The organism is Vibrio sp. 10N.247.311.51 (assembly GCF_041467855.1).
In the GTDB taxonomy this organism is placed as follows: domain Bacteria; phylum Pseudomonadota; class Gammaproteobacteria; order Enterobacterales; family Vibrionaceae; genus Vibrio; species Vibrio coralliirubri.
In genome coordinates, this window is the sequence record NZ_JBFSVK010000004.1 from 23,836 (window position 1) to 43,584 (window position 19,749).

The following is a 19,749-nucleotide window of genomic DNA, read 5'->3' on the forward strand; positions in this document are numbered from 1 at the left end:
TAATTTGCAAAGAACCTAAAAAAGCCAGTCAATGTGACTGGCTTTTGTCGTTTAGGTATTGCGTGAAACGTTACTTACTTATTTATTGGCAACGTTACCTAGCTTCAACCACGTATCGATAACCGTATCTGGGTTTAGGGATACAGAGCTGATGCCTTGTACCATTAACCATTCCGCTAGGTCGTCATGGTCAGATGGGCCTTGACCACAAATGCCCACGTACTTACCCGCTTTGGTTGCCGCGTCGATAGCCATTTTCAGCATCGCTTTCACAGCAGGGTTACGCTCATCGAATAGGTGTGCCACGTCACCTGAATCTCGGTCTAGGCCAAGCGTCAGCTGCGTCATGTCGTTCGAACCAATAGAGAAGCCATCGAAGTACTTCAAGAACTCTTCAGCCAAAATTGCATTCGATGGTAGCTCACACATCATGATGACTTTCAGACCTTGGTCGCCACGACGTAGATCGAACTTAGCCAGAATGTCGATAACCGATGCCGCTTCGCTTGGTGTACGAACGAATGGAATCATGATTTCAACGTTCTTAAGACCCATTTCGTTGCGAACACGTTTGATCGCTTGAGTCTCTAGCTCGAAACAGTCTTCGAATACTGGCGAGATGTAACGAGATGCACCACGGAAGCCCAGCATTGGGTTCTCTTCATGTGGTTCGAACTCTTTACCACCAACTAGGTTGCTGTACTCGTTCGACTTAAAGTCAGACATACGTACGATTACACGTTTAGGCCAGAATGCAGAAGCGATGGTCGCGATGCCTTCTGTTAGCTTGCCTACGTAGAAATCGAGAGGATCTTTGTAGCCACGAATACGCTGTGTGATTTCAGCTTTTAGCTCGTCAGACTGTGCGTCGAAGTTGAGTAGTGCTTTCGGGTGAATACCAATCATCTTGTTGATGATGAACTCGAGACGAGCAAGGCCAACACCTTCGTTTGGAATCTGCGCAAAGTCGAAGGCACGATCTGGGTTACCCACGTTCATCATCACTTTGGTTGGCAGCATTGGTAGCTCATCAACCTCAGAACGTTTAATTTCGAACTCTAGCTCACCTTGGTACACGTAGCCAGTTTCGCCTTCAGAACATGACACTGTCACGGTTGCACCGTCTTCAAGGTTGCTTGTTGCGCTGCCACAGCCAACGATTGCTGGAATACCTAGCTCACGAGCGATGATTGCTGCGTGACAAGTACGACCGCCACGGTTTGTAACAATCGCAGAGGCTTTCTTCATAACAGGCTCCCAATCTGGGTCTGTCATGTCTGTTACTAGTACATCGCCTTCTTGAACCAGTGACATTTGGTCTAGTGAGTCAACCAAACGAACTGGGCCAGAGCCGATACGTTGACCGATCGCACGGCCTTCAACTAGCACATCGGCCTTGTTGTTCAGCTCGTAACGCTCGATAACGTTTTGGTCGCTTTGAGAACATACCGTCTCTGGGCGAGCTTGAACAATGTAAAGCTTGCCATCGATGCCATCTTTCGCCCACTCAATGTCCATCGGACGTTGGTAGTGCTTTTCGATGATCATCGCTTGTTTTGCCAGCTCTTTGATCTCTTCGTCGTTCAGTGAAAACTGATTACGCTCTTGCTCATCCGTATCAATGATGTCGACTTGCTTACCGATCTCTTGGTTGGTTGAGTAGATCATCTTGATCAACTTAGAACCAAAGGTCTTCTTCACGATAGGCTGGTGGCCTGCTTCTAACATTGGCTTGTGCACGTAGAACTCATCTGGGTTCACAGCACCTTGAACAACCATTTCACCTAGACCCCAAGAAGAGGTAATGAATACCACTTGGTCGAAGCCAGACTCTGTATCAAGGGTGAACATCACACCTGAAGAGGCTTTGTCTGAACGAACCATGCGTTGGATACCCGCAGACAATGAAATGCCGCGGTGGTCAAAGCCTTGGTGTACACGGTAAGAGATAGCGCGGTCGTTAAATAGAGAAGCGTAAACGTGCTTGGTTGCTTCCAGTACAGCGTCGATGCCTTTCACGTTAAGGAAGGTCTCTTGCTGGCCTGCGAATGAAGCATCTGGAAGGTCTTCTGCAGTTGCAGATGAACGCACAGCTACAGACAATTCTTCGTTATCTTCGATTAGCTCGCGGTAGTTATCACGGATGTCTTGCTCTAGTGATTCTGGGAAAGGGGCTTCTAGTACCCACTGTCGAATCGTTGCACCTGTCTTACGCAGTGCGTCAACGTCTTCAACATCAAGTTCGTCAAGTAATTGGTGAATGCGCTCATCAAGACCTTTGTAGTCAAGAAAGTCGTTAAACGCATGAGAGGTGGTAGCAAAACCATTAGGTACAGAAACACCAGCATTGGATAGGTTAGAAACCATCTCGCCCAGTGAGGCGTTCTTACCGCCGACTTTGTCGACATCTTCCATGGATAGGCCATTGAACCATAGGGTATTATTTTGCATTTATTTCTCCAGAAACATAGCAAGCATTGTAGGGATTTAAAGGCAAACGATTACGTATCAGTTTAAAAAAATGTAAATTATTTTTTAAAGCTGTGGGGGACGTAATAGTCAGCAGGGTTTCGTTATATATATTATGGTTCCCATCCTACTCAAAATAATTTTAAACATTAAATAAAAAATGCAAATTGATATTCAAAGTCGTGATGTATTCTATGTTTCTGATGGAACGGCCATAACATGTGAGACTTTAGGGCATGTTGTTCTAGGTCAATTCCCCTTCAAAGCCAATGAAAAAACTTTTCCGTTTGTGGAAAGTGAGGACAAACTTTCTGATTTATTAAAAGAGATCGAGATTTCGTATCGCGATAATGGAGTCGAACCATTGGTGTTCTTTTCAATCGTGATTCCAGATATCAAGGCTAAGCTGCTTGAAGCGCCAGCGCACTGTTATGACGTGTTGGAAAGTATCGTTCAGAAGGTTCAGGATGATATTCAGATGGCACCTGTGCCTAAACTGCAACGTTCACGCAGTGTGAACAAAGATTCGGTGAAGTACTTCGACCGTATTGCTGCGATTGAATACACACTCGCACACGATGATGGCATCACGCTCAAAGGGCTGGAAGAAGCCGACATCATCTTGCTGGGGGTATCTCGAAGTGGCAAGACGCCAACAAGTTTGTATATGGCAATGCAGTTTGGTCTACGCGTAGCGAACTACCCATTCATCCATGACGATTTAGCGCGTTTGAAGCTGCTGCCTGAGTTTGAGATATACCGACACAAGTTGTTTGGTTTAACGATTGACGCAGAAAGGCTGACTGAGATTCGTGAGAACCGTTTAGCGGGCAGTGAATACGCGAGTGATTCGCAGTGTTTGTATGAGCTACAAACCGTAGAGGCAATGTTCCGCCGAGAAGCGGTGCCGTACATCAATACTTCATCGTTATCGGTTGAAGAAATTTCGACACGCATCTTGGAGCGAACAGGTTTGAGAAGGCGTCTGCTGTAAGACAAAACCTTAGAGAAAAGAATGGCCAGATAAAAGAAAATCGAAGCTCGCAGTTTCACATCAGAGAGCTTCTATTTTTTGTTTGTGCTCGTTGTAGTCGCTTGCGAATCAGAACTTGTTTTCTTAATCAGAGCTTGCTTTCTTAATCAGAGATAGCTTTCTAGCGAAGTAAAGACAGCTTTAGCGTTTCGCTTTTCTTTTCTAACCAGCGTTCAAGTGCTGGTGGCCAACTGATGCTTGATTCTACGCAAAAGCCACGAAGCATCGAGAAATACACCGCTTGATCGACTAGAGGCAGTGATGACTCACCATTCTCTAGATCCAGTAATAGTTCGGTATCTTTCAGTAATGGGTTAATCAGTTGAACGAACTGAGGCGTCTTTTCTAACAGTTCTTCAAAGTTAAAACCTTCGGTCTCTTTACTGGCACGCCAAGCTTCTTTGGCTCCAGCAGAGCGATATTCAGCCAAGTCGAGGTTCCACCAACGTGGGCGACCAATCTGTTGAGTAAGAGGGAATGCACGAGTTTGGAACGCCGTCACTTGCTCTGATGGCACACGCTGCTCATCGCTTGATTTCAAGTCCATGAAGTAAGCGATGATATCTAGGCTCTCTGCCATGATAGAGCCATCGTCTTTTTGTAAGACGGGTACCATCTTTTTACCGATCAGATCGATAAGGGTTTGGGCATCATCATAATCGACAGAAACAAGCTCAATGTTCAAACCTAGCGATTGAGCAATGTAGGAGACTCTTGCACAGAACGGGCAGTGGTCGTAAATGTAAAGCTTCATAGCTTCCCTCATTCGGGTCATTCTTAGTATAAGATGATGCTAATGTACCAGAAACTTTCGCAGACAATAAGCCTTTGTTAACAAGAACTATTCACTGCGATTAAGTGCTCGGGGATATCAAGAGAACGATGAGAATAAGCACCTAGTGTAGAAACTCGTTGCCTAATTCTATTGTCAGTTGAGTGCGGTTTTATTGTAACGAGTAAGCGAATGAGAAAGCTGGTGGGTAAATGACGGGCATAAAAAAGGCTCTGGCTGCTCACTCTAATGCAGAAGAGTGAAGTCAGCCAAAGCCTCAATTTTGTTACTTTTAGTAGAGTGACTACTAAAAGGGCAGAGTGGTTAAACTATGCTTTTTTAAGATCTTGCGCTGGGTAAGTAAGCGTCATTGCGCCTTCTACCGTTGTAACGTGAACGTAGCCGCCACCAGCACTTAGGCCAGTTACTACCATTTCACCTAGTTCAACACCTTTTGTTGCTACAACGCGATCATCAACTGAAAACACTTTACACACCTTCAATAAATTAAATAAATACGATAGATATCGAACGCGGATTTAAACAGATGGCACCCCAATCAACTAATCCAGTTATTTGTCGTAAAGATTAAATTTAGTTATGTATAAATCAGTATGTCTTAAAAATCAGTTTGTTAACTTACGCTGTGACGTTATTTATCCGCTGGATAAACGACACCAACTTGTTGGCGCATCTCTGTAATTAACTTAGCAACCGTTAAAGCGCGCAGTTGGGCCTGCGCTTGTGTTGCGTTGTCGCCAGCAATGCAGCTAGCAAAGGCCTGCGCTTCGTAACTCATGGAGTTTTCGCTTTGTGCTTGAGTAAGGTTTTCTACCGTGCCATCGCGGTAGCGGATCTTAACGTCGGTACATTCAGCGATGTGATCGATGATGATCGCCCCTAATTCACCTTGGATCTCGCTTGGTGCATAAGAGTCACTGACTTTTGAGTGAGCAAGCGTTACGTCGAATTCTGGATACTGGAAGATCGCGCAGCCATGCGCATCGACACCTGAATCAAGTAGCTTTGCAGAAGCCTGTGCATTTTCAGGTTTGCCAAATAGCGCGACTGTCGCGGCAACACAGTAAAAGCCAATATCGACCAATGAGCCGTTAGAAAAAGCTGGGTTGAAGGTGTTTGGGTTCTCGCCGTTTAGGTACTTTTGGTAGCGCGATGAATACTGGCAGTAGTTGATGTGTGCCTTATGTACCTTGCCAATCTTTTCTAACCCAAGTTGAACTTGCTTAAAGTTCGGTAGGAATTGAGATTTATACGCCTCAAACAGCACCACACCGTTCTTCTTAGCGACCTCAAACATTCGTGTTGCTTCATCAATATTCGATGCGACAGGCTTTTCACAGATAACATGCTTTCCGTGTTCCATCATGAAGATAGATTGCTCGCAATGCAGTGAGTTCGGTGAAGCGATGTACACGGCTTCAACAGTGTTGTCATTGGCCAATGCATCGAGTGAGTCATACGTGGTTTCAACGTCAAATTCTTGGGCGAACTGTGCCGCGCTGTCTAGATTTCGAGAGTAAACCGCAGCAAGTTGCATCGATTGAGATTCGTGAGCAGCTTGAACAAACTTTTGTGTAATCCAATTGGTTCCAATTACAGCGAACTTAATCATATAGGTATCCAGTCGTTAGTCGTCGTTAGTATATTGATTCTGCAGAGATAGTAGCACTCAACGGCTGGCAATGTGCCTGAGATTTACGGAACAATTTCCCTCAACATAGTGCCTAATATTAATAATCAGCCTTCACAGAACGTCTGAGTTGACCAGTGTAACGGTGCACAACTAAGCCATTTTTGCTAAGGTATTATTGAATTCAAACAAGGTGATGATATGCAAATCCGGACGGCCAAGGTAACTGATATTAACGCGATCTTAGCGCTCTCTGAGCAGATAAACCGTCAACATCATCTTGGTGCGCCTATGGTATTTGCGCCAGCGTCACAAGGCTTGGCCGACAGTGAAGAGTATTGGTTAGGCTTGATGCTTGACCCACTTGGCGCTTTCTTGGTTGCAGTCGATGACAAGCAAGTCGTCGGCTTTTTAGCGGGTAAGGTAACGCAGAACAAAGGCGTAAGTTTTATTCAGCCGCACAAGGTGGCAAGGGTGAATACGATTGTGGTGAACGATCAGGTTCAGAGCCAAGGAGCTGGCCGAGCGTTAATGAAGTCGTTTAATCAATGGGCGCAGGCGAGAGGAGCGATAGAACTTAGGTTGGAGGTAATGGAGTTTAACCAACAAGCTCAGGGTTTCTATGAATCGTTAGGAATGGAAACTCAGTCACGAACCATGTCCATGCGTTTTGAGGAGATCTAAAGGTGCGTCTGTTTTTGCCTTTATCGCTGTGTTTACTGTTTATGGCTTCGAAGGTGAATGCTGAGCAGGTTGTGGTCGAGAAAATAGTCTCTGACGCGACCGCTATCGAAACCATCGTATTCGAGTCTGCACCGGCTCATTCTCAACGTGTCTCAACGTCTTCATCTAACTCAACCTCTTCCACGAGCTCAAACTCCAAGCATGTGATTATTGTCGGTGATGTTCTTAACAGTCGCTCTGATGAAAAGGTAGCTCAGCTTTCTCAAGGGTCATCGAAACGTCCGCCTCAAAGCTCCTCTCGACAGTTTTACAATCTACCGGATAGCGCATCTGAAATAGATTCGCTGTCGCAAGTGGTGACTTTAGTTAAAGTCGATAAATCGAAACGTAGGATGTACCTGCTTAAAGGTGAAGAGGTGATTCAGGAGTTTCGTATTGCGTTAGGCAAGCAACCGAAAGGGCATAAACGCTTTGAAGGGGACAATCGAACGCCTGAAGGGGAATACCAGCTCGATTATGTGATGGAAGAGTCGGACTTTTATCGCTCAGTACATATTAATTATCCGCAACCTTCGGATATGCAATGGGCAGAGCAAAATGACGTAGACCCCGGAGGAAACATCAAAATCCATGGCATCAAAAATGGTGAGCGTCGTTCGCCGAGCTTTATTCAAAGCTTTGATTGGACGGATGGCTGTATCGCATTAACCAATCAAGATATGGATGAGTTTCTCCAACTTGTAAAAATGGGTACCCCTATCCATATTGAATGGTAGTCATTGGTACCCAATTTTCTTAATTACTTTCCGCAGCCAATTAGAGCAATCAATTCGCGAAACCAACTGCTGAAATCAACTTCCAAAATTAACCGCTAAAGCCAGTTACAGTAAGACTCGACCTGCACTGAAGATTGCAATCACAATCAGCAATGCAATGGTGACTGGCTTGAACTTCGCTCCACCAAATCTCTCGAACAGTTTAGAACCCACATAACCGCCAAACATGCTGCTTGGTAGAAGCGCGAGAGTCAGCCAAACTACATCGCGGTCGACTAACCCAGCGATAGATGCCGAAACAAATGCAGTAGAATCCGCCAATACAAAGAAGGCTATCAAGCCAGCTCTGGCTATGTGCGGAGCGACTGGGCTTGCCAATGCATGAGTGCCAATTGGAGGCCCTGACATCGAAGCCGCGCCGTTCATTACACCCGCAAGGCTGCCTAGAATATAGGGAGCAAATCTAGGTTCGCTTTTGTACTGGAAGCCTTTGTAGATCATAAGTGCAGACGCAAAAATGAAGGCACTGATGATCAAGATGATCGTGTCTTGGCTAACGGATTTAAGCAGAAGTAAGCCGACTGGTGTGAAGGCAAAACAGGGGATAAATACCTTTAAAACCCAGCGCCAGTTAACATGCTTTCGAACTTTAGGCAGTAATTGAACATTGCCTAGGAGATCGATCAACATGAAGACGGGAACCAGTTCGATAACAGGCTCGAATAACGCACTTAATGGCAATGCCACTAAGGTGAAACCGAAACCTGAGAAGCCACGAACAATAGCGGCGAAAATGAAGATTGCACCCAAAATTGGGAAGGTTGGACTAAAAATGAGATCCATAAATTAAGTAACCAATGAAGCTGTCTAAATAGAGCGAGCTAATGAAACCAAGTGAGTAGCGGAATGTACTCCTACTCACTTGTGTTTGCTACCTAATTTTAAGGTTTCCCGAGAGTTAATTTTAAAGTCTCTCGGGGTTATTTTTGCAGTATTTGTCTGGTCAATTTATAGGGGTAAATTGATTCGGAAAATCAGTGAATACGGCATCTACTTTTGAGATGAATTTGAACTGAGACGGATCGTTTACTGTGTAGCACCATGTTTGGATGTTTGCTTCACTCAGTGTATCAAGATCGCTCTGATTCACATGCTCGTAGTTCATGTGACAGCTGAACGCTTTAACCTCGTCAATCAACATCAAGTCGGCTTGAGTTAGTTGCTCAGTGATCACACCAACTCGGTATCTCGGCAGGTGACGGGCCATTTCAGAAACTACTTGATGGCTGAAACTTGAAAGCAGCACTCTGTCGGTGTCTAGATTTGAACGAATCAACTCGGTATGCAGCAAATCAACGACATGAGGCGCTTGATGTCGACTGTCGACTTTGATTTCTAAGTTCACGCTGAGATCATGCTGCTCAACAAGCGCGAGCAACTCTTCCAACGTCAATATTCTTTCACCAGCGAACTGCTCAGACTTCCAACTGCCAAAATCGAGCTGACGCAGTTCTGCAAGGGTATGTTCGTCGACACGACCCTTGCCATCACTGCAGCGCTCAAGGGTGTGGTCGTGACAAACCACAAGTTGATCATCCTGAGTTGGCTGAATATCTACTTCAATCCATTTCAAGCCGAGTTTAGCGGCTTGTTCAATGCTTGCTTTGGTATTTTCTGGGTGAGTACCTGCTACACCCCGATGACCTACGATGATAGACGACATAATTAATCCTTCTTAAAGACGCACCGTAAAAACGCATTAAATATCAGTGTACTCGATTAAGCGAGAGCCGTCGTTATGCTTGTCGTCTCTTCGCGTGACTCTTGTGAAGTAAAGTTATTCGGCTGAATACGCTTGCCACGACTGTCAAAAATATGCAGGTTGGATTTATCAATGCTTAATCCGAGCGGCAGTACTTGGCATAGTGTCGTTTCTGGCGTGACGGCGATAAAGGGTTGGTCGTTCACAAGGCCATGAACCAATTGATTCGGCCCCAACGGCTCAACCACACTGATACGCAGTTCGAGAGGCAAGGTGTTCATCTTTAATTCGGAACAAACCTCAGAGTGTTCAGGGCGAATGCCAAGCGTGATAGTCGCGTCCTTAACGTGCGCGTACTCTGGCAGATACATTTGTTGATCGCCGATTTCAAGATAGCCATCATCGAGCGTGGCAGTTAAGAAGTTCATCGCGGGGCTACCAATGAAGCTTGCCACAAAGGTGCTGGCAGGCTGGTGGTAGACTTCTCTTGGTGTGCCGATTTGTTCTATTTGACCTTTGTTGAGAACCACAATTCTATCTGCCAGTGTCATGGCTTCGACTTGGTCGTGGGTCACGTAAACACTGGTTACGCCTAGCTCGCGTTGCAGCTTTTTGATTTCTAATCTCATGTGAGAGCGCAATGAGGCATCTAGGTTAGACAAAGGCTCATCAAACAAGAACAGTTGAGGGTCGCGTACGATCGCTCGCCCCATAGCAACACGCTGGCGCTGACCACCCGAAAGCTTGGCTGGTTTGCGGTCTAGGTACTCTTCGATTTTCAGTGTCTTGGCGACTTTCTCAATCTTCTCTTCAATCACGTGTTGGCTGACACCTCGGTTCTTTAAACCATAAGCGAGGTTTTTGTATACCGTCATGTGAGGGTAGAGTGCGTAATTTTGAAAGACCATTGCGATATCTCGTTGAGCTGGCTTTTCGTTATCAACACGACGCCCACCTAAGTGAATCTCACCGCCAGAGATACTTTCCAACCCTGCTATTGAACGCAGGATAGAAGACTTGCCGCAGCCCGATGGGCCAACCAACACAAGAAATTCACCCTTTTCGATATCAAGCGAGACATCTTTCACTGCACGATGACCGTTCTCATAAGTCTTTACCAAGTTTTTGATGCCTAACATGGTAGGTGCTTTGTGCGTATGGTTGTGAGTGGCTTGGGTGTGCCCTAACGTTTGTTTTAACTTTGGCATCGGGGTGTCCTCTGATTTTTGCGGAGAAGCCGGGTGAGACATCTTGTACTCAGCGAGTGATTGAATGCGGTTATCGTTCATTTGATTTGTGTTGTTATTATTTTTCACTTTCTACTAGCCCTTTTACAAACCAACGCTGAAATACAACCACCACTAAAACGGGTGGCAACATAGCTAAAATCACCATGGCAAAAACATAGTCGTAGCGCGGTAAACTGGTTTCATTAATGTTGTTGAGTACTTGTTTGATGCCCATCACGATAGTGTTGTAGCCTTCATCCGTGGTCATCATGATCGGCCACAGATATTGGTTCCAACCCACCACAAACATGATGATGAAGATTGCGGCGATCATGGTTTTAGACAGTGGTAGTAAGATGTCGACAAAGAATCGAAACGGACCTGCGTTATCTAGCTGAGCGGCTTCTAACAATTCATCGGGGATGGTTTTGAAGAACTGCCTAAAAAAGAACGTCGCGGTGGCTGAGGCGATTAAAGGCAGAATTAAACCTGTGTAGCTATTAAGCAGCCCAAGCCCAGCGACAACTTCATAGGAAGGGATAATGCGCACTTCTAATGGCAGTAAAAGCGTCACGAAGATCAACCAGAACCAAGCTGTGGCATAAGGCAACCTGAAGTAGACCAAAGCATATGCGGCCATCATCGAAATGATGATCTTACCGATCGCAAAACCTAGCCCCATGATCATCGAGTTGGCGATCATTTTGCTGGCGGTGACTTCGCCACTGAAGCCCATGCTTTTGTTCCAAGCTTCGCTATAAATGGCCGTAAAGTTATCGCCTGGAAGCCATTGCAGGCCTTCGCTGACAATGGTGTTTGGGTTATGCGTCGAGCTGGCGAAGATTAGCCAAATAGGGACCAACATGAACAGCATCCCAGTAATTAAAATTAGGTGGTCAGAGACCTTATTACTTTTCATAAATAACTCCTGCCGCGTTAAAACCTAGCTGTCGTGGGCTAGTAATGAACACGTTTTTCTACAACGCGAAACTGGATAAATGTAAGAGTGAGCACCAGTAGCAACAACACAACTGACTGCGCAGAGCTGCCGCCTAAATCTGCGCCAACAAACCCGTCTCGATAGACCTTGTACACCAACGACGTTGTGCCACCACCCGGGCCGCCATTGGTCATGGTGTCGATTACGCCAAAGGTTTCAAAGAACGAGTAGGTGAGGTTGATGACCAGAAGAAAGAAGCCTGTAGGTGCGAGTAGCGGGAAAGTAATGGTCCAGAAACGTTTTGAGTCGCTGACGCAATCCAGCATTGCCGCTTCTTTTACGGCGTAAGAGATCGATTGAAGTCCAGCCAGAAAGTAGATGAAATTCACCGAAACCTGTTTCCATACCGAAACCAAAATCAGAGCAAACGTGGCATCTAAAGGGTCGGTCTGGAAGCTAAAGTCCCAACCTATAACCGCAAATATCTCGGTAAACACGCCAATATGTGGGTTAAACAAGAAAGCACCGATTACGCCTGCAATCGCAGGAGCAACCGCGTAAACCCAAGTGAGAGTGACCTTGTAAGCGCCTCGTCCGTGAATGATGTTGTCGGCTTTAACCGCGAGCAGCAGCGCTAAGGCAAGCGATAAGAAAGAAACCACAATTGCGAACATCAAGGTGAAACCAATCGAGTTCAGATACTCGCTCGATTCGAATAGCATCTGATAGTTTTCGAACCACACGAAGATGGAAGAGGTGCCCCAAGGGTCTTCTAGCATGAAGGACAGGTAAACTGCCTTTGCTGCTGGGTAGATAAAGAAAATCGCAATGATGAGTATCTGAGGCGCCAAAAATAGGTAAGGCAGCGGAGAGTGAAAGAATTGCTGACGTCGTTCCACAGGGTAACCCCCAAAAATTAGTGACTGTTATCACTGTTAGTTACGGTGAGCACTAGCGCTATAGCAAAGGAATGCATCCAGTTGAGTTGTAGTTTTTGGAGCAAGAAATGGCGCTAGTGAAGAATCTCCTCACACCTTGCCATTACGTTTTTAATGACGCAGTGACAAGTGGTGAGGAGCAATGAACAGCTTTGGGTTGTTAAGCCTTTAGCTCAGTAATCTGCTTTGGTTAAAAAGCAGAATTAGTTCATCGTACGAGCGAAGCGTTTCAGCAGCTTGCTGCTCTCATCTTCGACTTTATCTAGGCTGTTCTCGACGCTAGAGCGGTCGGCGAAGATATTGTCAAACTCACGATGCATCACTTCACGAATTTGAGGGTAGTATCCTAAGCGGTAGCCCTTAGTCCATTCACCCGATTTTAGGCTTAGTTGCTTAACGCCCACTTCTGCGTCTGGCTGTTCGTTGTAGTAGCCAGACTCTTTCGCTAGCTCATAGGCAGCCGTTGTTACAGGTACATAGCCAGTGGTTTTGTGCCAGTAAACTTGAGTTTCAGGCTTAGTCAGGTAGTCAAAGAACGCTGCGACACCTTTGTCTTGTTGTTGGTCATGGCCATTGAGTGCAAACAGAGCAGCACCGCCAATGAAGGTTAAGCCTGCGTCTGGGTTAACCGATTTCCAATATGGAAGGTATGTGGTGCCGAGTTCGAAAGGTACGCGGTTACGTAAGCCACCGAATGAGCCTGAAGAACCCATCCACATCGCCACTTCTTGGCGCTCGAAAGGTGTTTGGTTTGCATCCCAGTCGCTGCCGTAATACTTGTAGTAACCGAGATCTGACCACTCTTTCATCTTGCTAACGTGCATCATCATGTCTTTGGTGTTGAACATGATCTTAGTGGACAAGCCATCGTAGCCGTTGTTTTGATCTGCGACCGGCAGGTTGTGGCGAGACTTAAAGTTCTCAAACATGATCCACGGCGTCAGAGATTGAGAAAACGCGATGTGTCCTTCTGCCTTCAGCTTCTTAGCAACGACTTCTAGTTCTTCATAAGTTTTAGGCGCGTCTGCACCCACTTCCGCGAGAAGATCTTTGTTGTAGTAAAGAACCGGTGTCGAACTGTTGAAAGGCATACCAACCATCTTGCCTTGGTTGTCGGCATAGAAGTTACGAACGCCCGCTAGGTAATCGTTTGAATTAAAGTTGTAGCCCGACTCAACCAGAATATCCTGTACCGGTTTCGCGACGCCTTTCGCGTTCATGATGGTTGCTGCGCCTGCATCGAAGACTTGCAGAATATTAGGTGCTTCACCTGCTCGGTATGCCGCGATACCGGCTGTTAAGGTCTCTGTATATGAACCCTTGTAGATTGGCGTGATCTGGTAATCATCTTGTGACGCATTAAAGTCGGTCGCAATTTTGTTTACTGTTTCTCCAAGCTGGCCGCCCATTGCGTGCCACCAAGTGACTTGAGTCGTTGCGAACGCTGGCATTGCCGCTGTCGCAGAAAGAACGCCTGCCAAAATTAGCTTATTCATCTTCGTTTCCTTTTGGATGAAATCGATGTCGAGGTATTGGATTAGAGTGTTAACGAGACGGTAGGGGTGTCGTTTGAAGCTATCTTGAACAGGGCGTATTTCACTTAAGTGGCTAAACCGTTTCACTGATATGAAAGATTCATTTCGATTTCATTTAAGAGAAAAGTTATTGATGGTTTTGATATTTACTACGTGCGGTTTTTGAGAGGTTTGTTGACCGATATTTGATCGGCATTTGTTCAACAAAAAAGCCTCTCGAATGAGAGGCTTTGAATAAGCTAGAACTTGTAATAATCGGCTTTGTTCTAGTGTGCGATATCGAGTTGGTTGTCTTTCACGCCGTTAATACGGAACCAACCTGCAATACTGAATCGCTCTGTGTTGGTCGGCAGTACCTCGTGTGGGAACTGTTCAGATAAGAACACAAATAAGCGGCCTGACTTTGGTGGAATGGTCGCGATGTGGTTGTCTTTTAGATCGTAAACCACAAGCTCACCTGCGTCGTCTTCTGTCCACTCGTCGTTCATGTAGAACACGGTAGTCAGACGGCGGTTCTCATTACCCTTGAAACAGTCTAAGTGCTTCTGGTAGAAGTCGCCTTTTTCGTATTTAGCAAAGTGCGCTTCGTACTCGAACAGACCCAAAAAGAACGCTTGGTTTGCTGCTAAACGAATTTGTTCCATCTTGTCTAGAAACAGAGATGCTGGCTGACCCATATCGCGGCGCACCCATTGAATCTTGTCACTACGGATGGTCGACTCTCGCGTTACTTCATCGTTACGGCCAATCCTAGCCTTTTTCCAGTTCTCTGGAATGCAATCCCTCAATGCCACCACTTCTTCTTGAGTTAAGAAGTCATCCCAAACGAAATAACCTTGGGTAGAAAGAGCATCGATTAATTGGTTCATGTATAGCACTCAGACAATAAATTAGAGGCGCATATATAGTCCTAATAACTCAGGTCAACAAATCACATGTTTTGTCGTTACGATAAATGCTAGTGGAGGCTTGAATAGCAAGGCCTATAGAGCAAGGTTTACGGCAATGCGGGCATTCGATAATGCTGACAAATATCGGATGAAATTGATGGCAATCTTTGGAATCTGTTTCCACTGCTCTGAGTTGAATTGGATTTGAGTAACATTGGATTTGAGTAATTTAGTGGATACCAATCGAAATCTTGATTCGAGTTCTCTATCCGGTTTTAGATTGTTACTCTTAACAAAATGATCACAATTGAAGTTGAATTTGCTATTGTATAGGTCTGACCAGTTGTTTTATCACAAGGAGCGGTTTTGCAGCTGCATACCATCAAAGGCTATATCCAAGACATGTATCTCGTAGAGTACCCAGACAGGTTGCTGTTACTTGATGGTGCGTGCCGAGCGGATATACCCCATCTTAGGGATTTCATTGAAGATGATCTTGGCCGTGAATTCGGCGACCTACACACTGTGGTTGTGACACACATGCACCCCGATCATGCAGGCGCTGCGCATACGCTCAGAAAGCTGACGAACTGTAACTTGGTGGCAGCAAACCGAGATAAAGACTGGTATTACGGCATTGATGGCATTTTGATGCACCTGACCGACTTAGCGCTTGCTAGGTGGATGGCGAATCGCTTAGGAAAACCGAAAGCGAACTTGTGGTATTCAAGGAAATTAAAACCAGACTATAAGCTGTCTGATGGGGATAGTATTCCGGGGTTTGATGATTGGTTGGTTCTTGAAACCCCGGGCCATACCGACAGAGATCTTTCCGTTTATTGCCCATCACACAGCGTGGCTTATGTGGCCGACTTGATGGTCGAGGTTAAGAAGAAACTAATTCCGCCGTTTCCTATCTTTCACCCTAATAAGTATCGAGCGTCTGTATCGCGCATTTATGATATGCAGCTCGATACCTTGCTGGTGGCACATGGTGGGCAAGTCGATTTCAGTCAGAAGGCTTTTGAACATCTGCTGATGAGTGCCCCAAGAAGGCCTGTTACACATTGGCGAGTGACGAAAATCAAAACCAAGAAATTACTGTTATCGATTTGGCGATTTGGTTTTCAATCTCATAGTAAATCGAAGAAATAGATCAGAAGTCTGAATGCAAAGTCGTGTATTCAGAGCTGAAAGTAGAAATAGAAAAATAGATAGCAATAAGGCCAGTCATGAGACTGGCCTTATTTAGTTATAACCTGTGGAGCGGTTACGATGACTCTGATTAGTGAGTCAGCAGGAATTCACCCGCTGGGTCAACAATCACTTTGTCACTCATGCCTTGACGACCAAGCAGCATCATATAAGTCATATCTTGACGGTTGCTTAGCGTGATATCGATAGGCCATTCCTGACCGCCGATTTTTAGCATGGTTTCAATCACACAACGGTGTTCAACTTCGCCGTTCGATGATTTGATTCTTTTACTTGTTTTCAGTTTCGCTTTGCAGCGCACTGTCTCTTCTAGGTGGTAAACGTCTGGGTGAAGATCGAATTCAACGAAGTTCTCACCGTCTGTTTTTACACATAGTAGATTGTCTACGTGTAGAGAAGAGGTTTTAGCCCCTGTATCAACACGTGTATGTAGTCCAGTTATCCCTAACTCTGGTAAGCAAAGTGCTTCTGTATTCCCTATGATCATTTTATTGTTCATGTCATTTCCAATCATGAGTTAACGGCGTTAAATCAGCCTTTGCCACGAGTACGGTTAGCGTTTGGTTTTGCATTTTTTTCGATGAATTCGAAAATCATGTCTGCTACATCTTTGCCCGTCGCTTTCTCAATACCTTCTAGGCCAGGAGAAGAGTTAACTTCCATTACAACAGGGCCATTCTTAGATTGTAGAATATCAACACCACATAGGTTTAAACCCATGATTTTCGCAGCATTGATTGCTGTAGCGCGCTCTTCTTTGGTTAGTTTAACCAGTTGAGCTGTACCGCCACGGTGCAGGTTAGAGCGGAATTCACCCTCACCAGCCTGACGCTTCATCGCTGCAATTACTTTGTTGCCAACAACAAAACAGCGGATGTCTGCGCCATTTGCTTCTTCAATGAACTCTTGAACCAAGATGTTCGCTTTTAGGCCCATGAATGCTTCGATAACGCTTTCTGCTGCTTTGTTTGTTTCAGCTAGAACCACACCGATACCTTGAGTACCTTCAAGAAGCTTGATAACCAGTGGCGCACCACCTACGTTTTTGATCAAGTCTTGAATCTTGTCTGGGCGGCTAGCGAAACCTGTTTTTGGTAAGCCAATACCTTTGCGAGACAAAAGTTGTAGTGAGCGCAGTTTGTCGCGAGAACGACTGATTGCAACTGACTCATTGATACAAAAAGTGCCCATCATTTCGAATTGGCGAACAACCGCAGTTCCGTAAAAGGTAATGGAAGCGCCAATACGTGGAATAACAGCATCGTATTGAGGTAGCTCTTCACCCATGTAGCGAATCTTCGGATTGTTACTCGCGATATCTATATCACAGTGCAGCGTGTCGATAACATCGACCTGGTGACCACGTGCTTCTCCAGCCGCTTTTAAGCGAGAAGTAGAGTATAGATTTTCGTTGCGAGAAAGAATTGCGATACGCATGGCGTTTCCTTAGTTAATACCTGATTGGTAACTGCAAATAAATTAGTTGTTAGCTGAGCTTTCAGTTTTTCTGAGGCTCCTTGCTTGCTTCGGGGCGAACCTTAAGGCTTTTCGTTTAACTAAGAAAACGAATTAAATTTGTCGAGTCGACAACAGAAATTTATCGAGTGCGTGAGCGATTGGTACAACTGGGTTGAGAGGGGATTTGGAATGGAAAAGCGAGTTGAGACCTAACTCATATTGGGGGTAGGAGCATATTAGGTTGTACTCAACTCGCGTTAACTCGGTGCTTAAAAGTGTACTAATAACGCCAGTTACATAGCTCTATAAGTGTTCGTAGTGCTTCTCTTTCGAGCTTGCTACAGGTGCTTTTTAGCTTATTAAGATAGTATTTTCTCATGATGATTACTTCTCTTGTATTAGGCTTTGGTGGGAACTCAAAGTTCCTTGTTGACCCATTAATTATGGTCATTTAACAGGAAGTAATAAACAGACGGTTTTTTGTTGGGTTGTTCCTGTTTTTGTCTTTTATCGTCACTTAAAGACAAATGTGTTTTATAATCGGCTTTATGAGGAAGGGTTGTTGCTAAAAGGTTCATTATTTGTCTGATCTAAATATGATGCGTTACTACACTCGGCTGGATTCGTTCGAGCCAAACATCTCACATTCGGTGACTTTGACTGAGGTGGCAAACAAGCTGTTTACCAGTTTGCGCCATGCACGAACCTTACTCGGCAAGATGCATCAGGCTGAATGGGTAGTGTGGGAGCCAAAAGTTGGGAGGAATCAACGTTCTAACCTGACATTGCGCTTTAGCAATCAACAACTGACTCAACATGTTGCCAGCAAGCTGATAGAGCAGGGTAAGTACGAAAAAGCACTCTCTATTCTGGATGATGACCGCGCAGTGTTTGGTTCTCTTCTCCAAGAAACATCCGGTGCGACGATGCGCGAAGGGTTACTGCACGTCCAATTAACCTACAAACGTAAGTTCGAAGACCTGTTCCCGCATCATATTCATCGTAGTAGTGAACGATTTTTGATCAGACAAGTGTTCAGTTGTTTAGTGACTTGTAATGGCAAAGGCGAGTTGAAGCCTGAGCTGGCGCATCATTGGCAATATGACGCTGAAAAGCTCGCTTGGACTTTCTATCTACGCCCGGGACTTACTTTCCATGACGGACAGCCTGTGGATGCTAAGCAATTAGTTTCGATGTTTTCTGCATTGCAAACTTTACCTTTCTATCAAACAGAGCTCGCCCATGTCGCTTCAGTTTACAGTGAGCAGCCATTGAGGATCAGCTTTCAACTCACCAAAGCAGATACCGGCTTTGCTGGTTTACTTGCTGGCGTTAAATATTCGATTCAACCCGCAGCGCAAGTCACCCGTGAACCGTCTCCATTAAGTTCTGTGTCCCATGCTGTTATTGGTACCGGTCCATTTAAAGTGGTTGAGACCAACAATGAACGAATCAAACTCGCCGCATTTGAACACTATTATGGTTGCCGCTCGTTAACCGATGAGGTGACCATCTGGCAGTTTGAGGAATCAATGACGGGCACTGCTCGATTCGATGATAGCCAAATGCACGTATCGCCTTATGAAGATTCTTCTTGCTTCCATCAATTAGGGAAAAGCGATGCGGAACTTGTTTCAGCAGACACAGACGGCCTTCGTAGCCGAGTCGAGGATGGGTGTCTGTTTATCCTCTTCAATCAGAACTCAGCGGCTAGCCCACTAAATAATGAGCAGCGCAAATACCTTTCACAACTGACCAACCCACAAGCGATTTTGTCTCAGCTGGAACATAACAAGGGTTTGTTCAGTGTCTCTTTAGCTCAAAATATACTACCAAGTTGGCAGAAATTGTATCGAACGCCTTCGAAAGAGACACAACTGCCGAAAAAGATGAGTATTGCGGTTTACGATTATTATGCGTTGTATCGATGTGCGATTTGCGTATCCGACATACTCAAACGGTATGGCGTGGAAGTTGAGGTGAACACCTACAGTTTTCGAGAGTTGGCGCAGCTCTCTCAGAGTGGCGAGTTAAAGGAGGACTTGGTGTTGTGTAACCTCAACCTCGATGACAATGCTCCGTCTTCGCTGTTCTCGTGGATGATGAACGATCCTGTTCTGCACTCTGCTTTGGGAGAGATGAACAGCGATTGGCTCAAGCAGCGCTTGGATAGTCATAAAGCATCCGTTGAACTGCCTAATTACTTGGCAGAGCTAGAACCTATCGCGTCTACTCTGATCTCAGATTATTGGTTAGTGCCTATGTTCCATCACTTACAGACTGTTCGTTTCCAAGGGATTCTGAAAAACGTGGCCATCACCAACTGGGGATGGCCAGATTTCAAGAATGTATGGTCTGCTGATTAACCTTTCTTACTTACTAAATAACTAAGTTAAC

At 45.4% G+C, this 19,749-nt stretch carries 18 protein-coding genes; 5 read left to right on the forward strand and 13 right to left on the reverse strand.

Annotated elements, in window-relative coordinates; all coding sequences use genetic code 11:
* Window positions 1-78 precede the first annotated feature (78 nt).
* On the reverse strand, window positions 79-2,451 hold the full coding sequence (gene ppsA / locus AB6E85_RS05185) for a phosphoenolpyruvate synthase (protein ID WP_372141731.1): 2,373 nt from the start codon (window positions 2,449-2,451) through the stop codon (window positions 79-81).
* Between the two features lie 178 nt (window positions 2,452-2,629).
* Between ppsA and AB6E85_RS05190 the strand changes: the two genes are divergently transcribed.
* On the forward strand, window positions 2,630-3,463 hold the full coding sequence (locus tag AB6E85_RS05190) for a pyruvate, water dikinase regulatory protein (RefSeq protein ID WP_116870933.1): 834 nt from the start codon (window positions 2,630-2,632) through the stop codon (window positions 3,461-3,463).
* 160 nt (window positions 3,464-3,623) lie between these two features.
* Here AB6E85_RS05190 and grxB read toward each other — a convergent pair whose 3' ends face one another.
* The 3 genes from grxB to AB6E85_RS05205 all read right to left on the reverse strand — a co-directional run bounded on the left by grxB (window position 3,624) and on the right by AB6E85_RS05205 (window position 5,907).
* Window positions 3,624-4,256, reverse strand: coding sequence for a glutaredoxin 2 (gene grxB, locus AB6E85_RS05195; RefSeq protein ID WP_372141732.1), 633 nt, complete (start codon window positions 4,254-4,256; stop codon window positions 3,624-3,626).
* Between the two features lie 347 nt (window positions 4,257-4,603).
* Entirely contained in the window at window positions 4,604-4,762 is a 159-nt protein-coding gene (locus AB6E85_RS05200) for a hypothetical protein (RefSeq protein ID WP_004733064.1), read from the reverse strand.
* A 164-nt stretch (window positions 4,763-4,926) separates the two neighbouring features.
* A complete protein-coding gene (locus AB6E85_RS05205) occupies window positions 4,927-5,907 on the reverse strand; it encodes a Gfo/Idh/MocA family protein (protein WP_372141734.1) in 981 nt (326 codons plus the stop codon).
* A gap of 219 nt (window positions 5,908-6,126) precedes the next feature.
* Here AB6E85_RS05205 and AB6E85_RS05210 point away from each other — a divergent pair, with 219 nt between their 5' ends.
* On the forward strand, window positions 6,127-6,609 hold the full coding sequence (locus tag AB6E85_RS05210; RefSeq protein WP_065584882.1) for a GNAT family N-acetyltransferase: 483 nt from the start codon (window positions 6,127-6,129) through the stop codon (window positions 6,607-6,609).
* Between the two features lie 2 nt (window positions 6,610-6,611).
* Window positions 6,612-7,385, forward strand: coding sequence for a murein L,D-transpeptidase family protein (locus AB6E85_RS05215; protein ID WP_372141735.1), 774 nt, complete (start codon window positions 6,612-6,614; stop codon window positions 7,383-7,385).
* Between the two features lie 105 nt (window positions 7,386-7,490).
* Here the strand turns inward: AB6E85_RS05215 and AB6E85_RS05220 are convergent, their stop codons facing one another.
* The 7 genes from AB6E85_RS05220 to AB6E85_RS05250 form a co-directional block, all read right to left on the reverse strand.
* The gene (locus tag AB6E85_RS05220; RefSeq protein ID WP_050645840.1) at window positions 7,491-8,228 is read right to left on the reverse strand and encodes a sulfite exporter TauE/SafE family protein; all 738 of its coding nucleotides are present in this window, start codon (window positions 8,226-8,228) and stop codon (window positions 7,491-7,493) included.
* Between the two features lie 160 nt (window positions 8,229-8,388).
* On the reverse strand, window positions 8,389-9,108 hold the full coding sequence (locus AB6E85_RS05225; RefSeq protein ID WP_372141736.1) for a glycerophosphodiester phosphodiesterase family protein: 720 nt from the start codon (window positions 9,106-9,108) through the stop codon (window positions 8,389-8,391).
* A gap of 56 nt (window positions 9,109-9,164) precedes the next feature.
* The gene (gene ugpC, locus AB6E85_RS05230) at window positions 9,165-10,463 is read right to left on the reverse strand and encodes a sn-glycerol-3-phosphate ABC transporter ATP-binding protein UgpC (protein ID WP_372141737.1); all 1,299 of its coding nucleotides are present in this window, start codon (window positions 10,461-10,463) and stop codon (window positions 9,165-9,167) included.
* The gene (gene ugpE / locus AB6E85_RS05235; protein ID WP_048612843.1) at window positions 10,453-11,295 is read right to left on the reverse strand and encodes a sn-glycerol-3-phosphate ABC transporter permease UgpE; all 843 of its coding nucleotides are present in this window, start codon (window positions 11,293-11,295) and stop codon (window positions 10,453-10,455) included. Before ugpE ends, ugpC begins: the two co-directional genes overlap by 11 nt.
* A 38-nt stretch (window positions 11,296-11,333) precedes the next feature.
* A complete protein-coding gene (locus AB6E85_RS05240) occupies window positions 11,334-12,215 on the reverse strand; it encodes an ABC transporter permease subunit (protein WP_050711797.1) in 882 nt (293 codons plus the stop codon).
* 242 nt (window positions 12,216-12,457) lie between these two features.
* Window positions 12,458-13,750 (reverse strand): extracellular solute-binding protein, encoded by a 1,293-nt coding sequence (locus AB6E85_RS05245; RefSeq protein ID WP_048612845.1) that lies wholly within the window; start codon window positions 13,748-13,750, stop codon window positions 12,458-12,460.
* A 305-nt stretch (window positions 13,751-14,055) separates the two neighbouring features.
* A complete protein-coding gene (locus tag AB6E85_RS05250; RefSeq protein ID WP_050621773.1) occupies window positions 14,056-14,658 on the reverse strand; it encodes a 2OG-Fe(II) oxygenase in 603 nt (200 codons plus the stop codon).
* A gap of 387 nt (window positions 14,659-15,045) precedes the next feature.
* On the opposite strand from AB6E85_RS05250, the gene AB6E85_RS05255 reads away from it, so the two are divergent.
* Window positions 15,046-15,834 carry an MBL fold metallo-hydrolase gene (locus AB6E85_RS05255; protein ID WP_193842337.1) on the forward strand — a complete coding sequence of 263 codons (789 nt, stop codon included), beginning with the start codon at window positions 15,046-15,048 and terminating at the stop codon, window positions 15,832-15,834.
* Window positions 15,835-15,964: 130 nt separating this feature from the next.
* Here AB6E85_RS05255 and AB6E85_RS05260 read toward each other — a convergent pair whose 3' ends face one another.
* Entirely contained in the window at window positions 15,965-16,393 is a 429-nt protein-coding gene (locus AB6E85_RS05260; protein WP_019824668.1) for a RimK/LysX family protein, read from the reverse strand.
* A gap of 32 nt (window positions 16,394-16,425) precedes the next feature.
* Entirely contained in the window at window positions 16,426-17,331 is a 906-nt protein-coding gene (gene rimK, locus AB6E85_RS05265; RefSeq protein WP_019824669.1) for a 30S ribosomal protein S6--L-glutamate ligase, read from the reverse strand.
* 602 nt (window positions 17,332-17,933) lie between these two features.
* On the opposite strand from rimK, the gene AB6E85_RS05270 reads away from it, so the two are divergent.
* Window positions 17,934-19,718: an SgrR family transcriptional regulator gene (locus AB6E85_RS05270; protein WP_372141738.1), complete on the forward strand. Its 1,785-nt coding sequence runs from the start codon at window positions 17,934-17,936 to the stop codon at window positions 19,716-19,718.
* The last annotated feature ends 31 nt before the right edge of the window (window positions 19,719-19,749 follow it).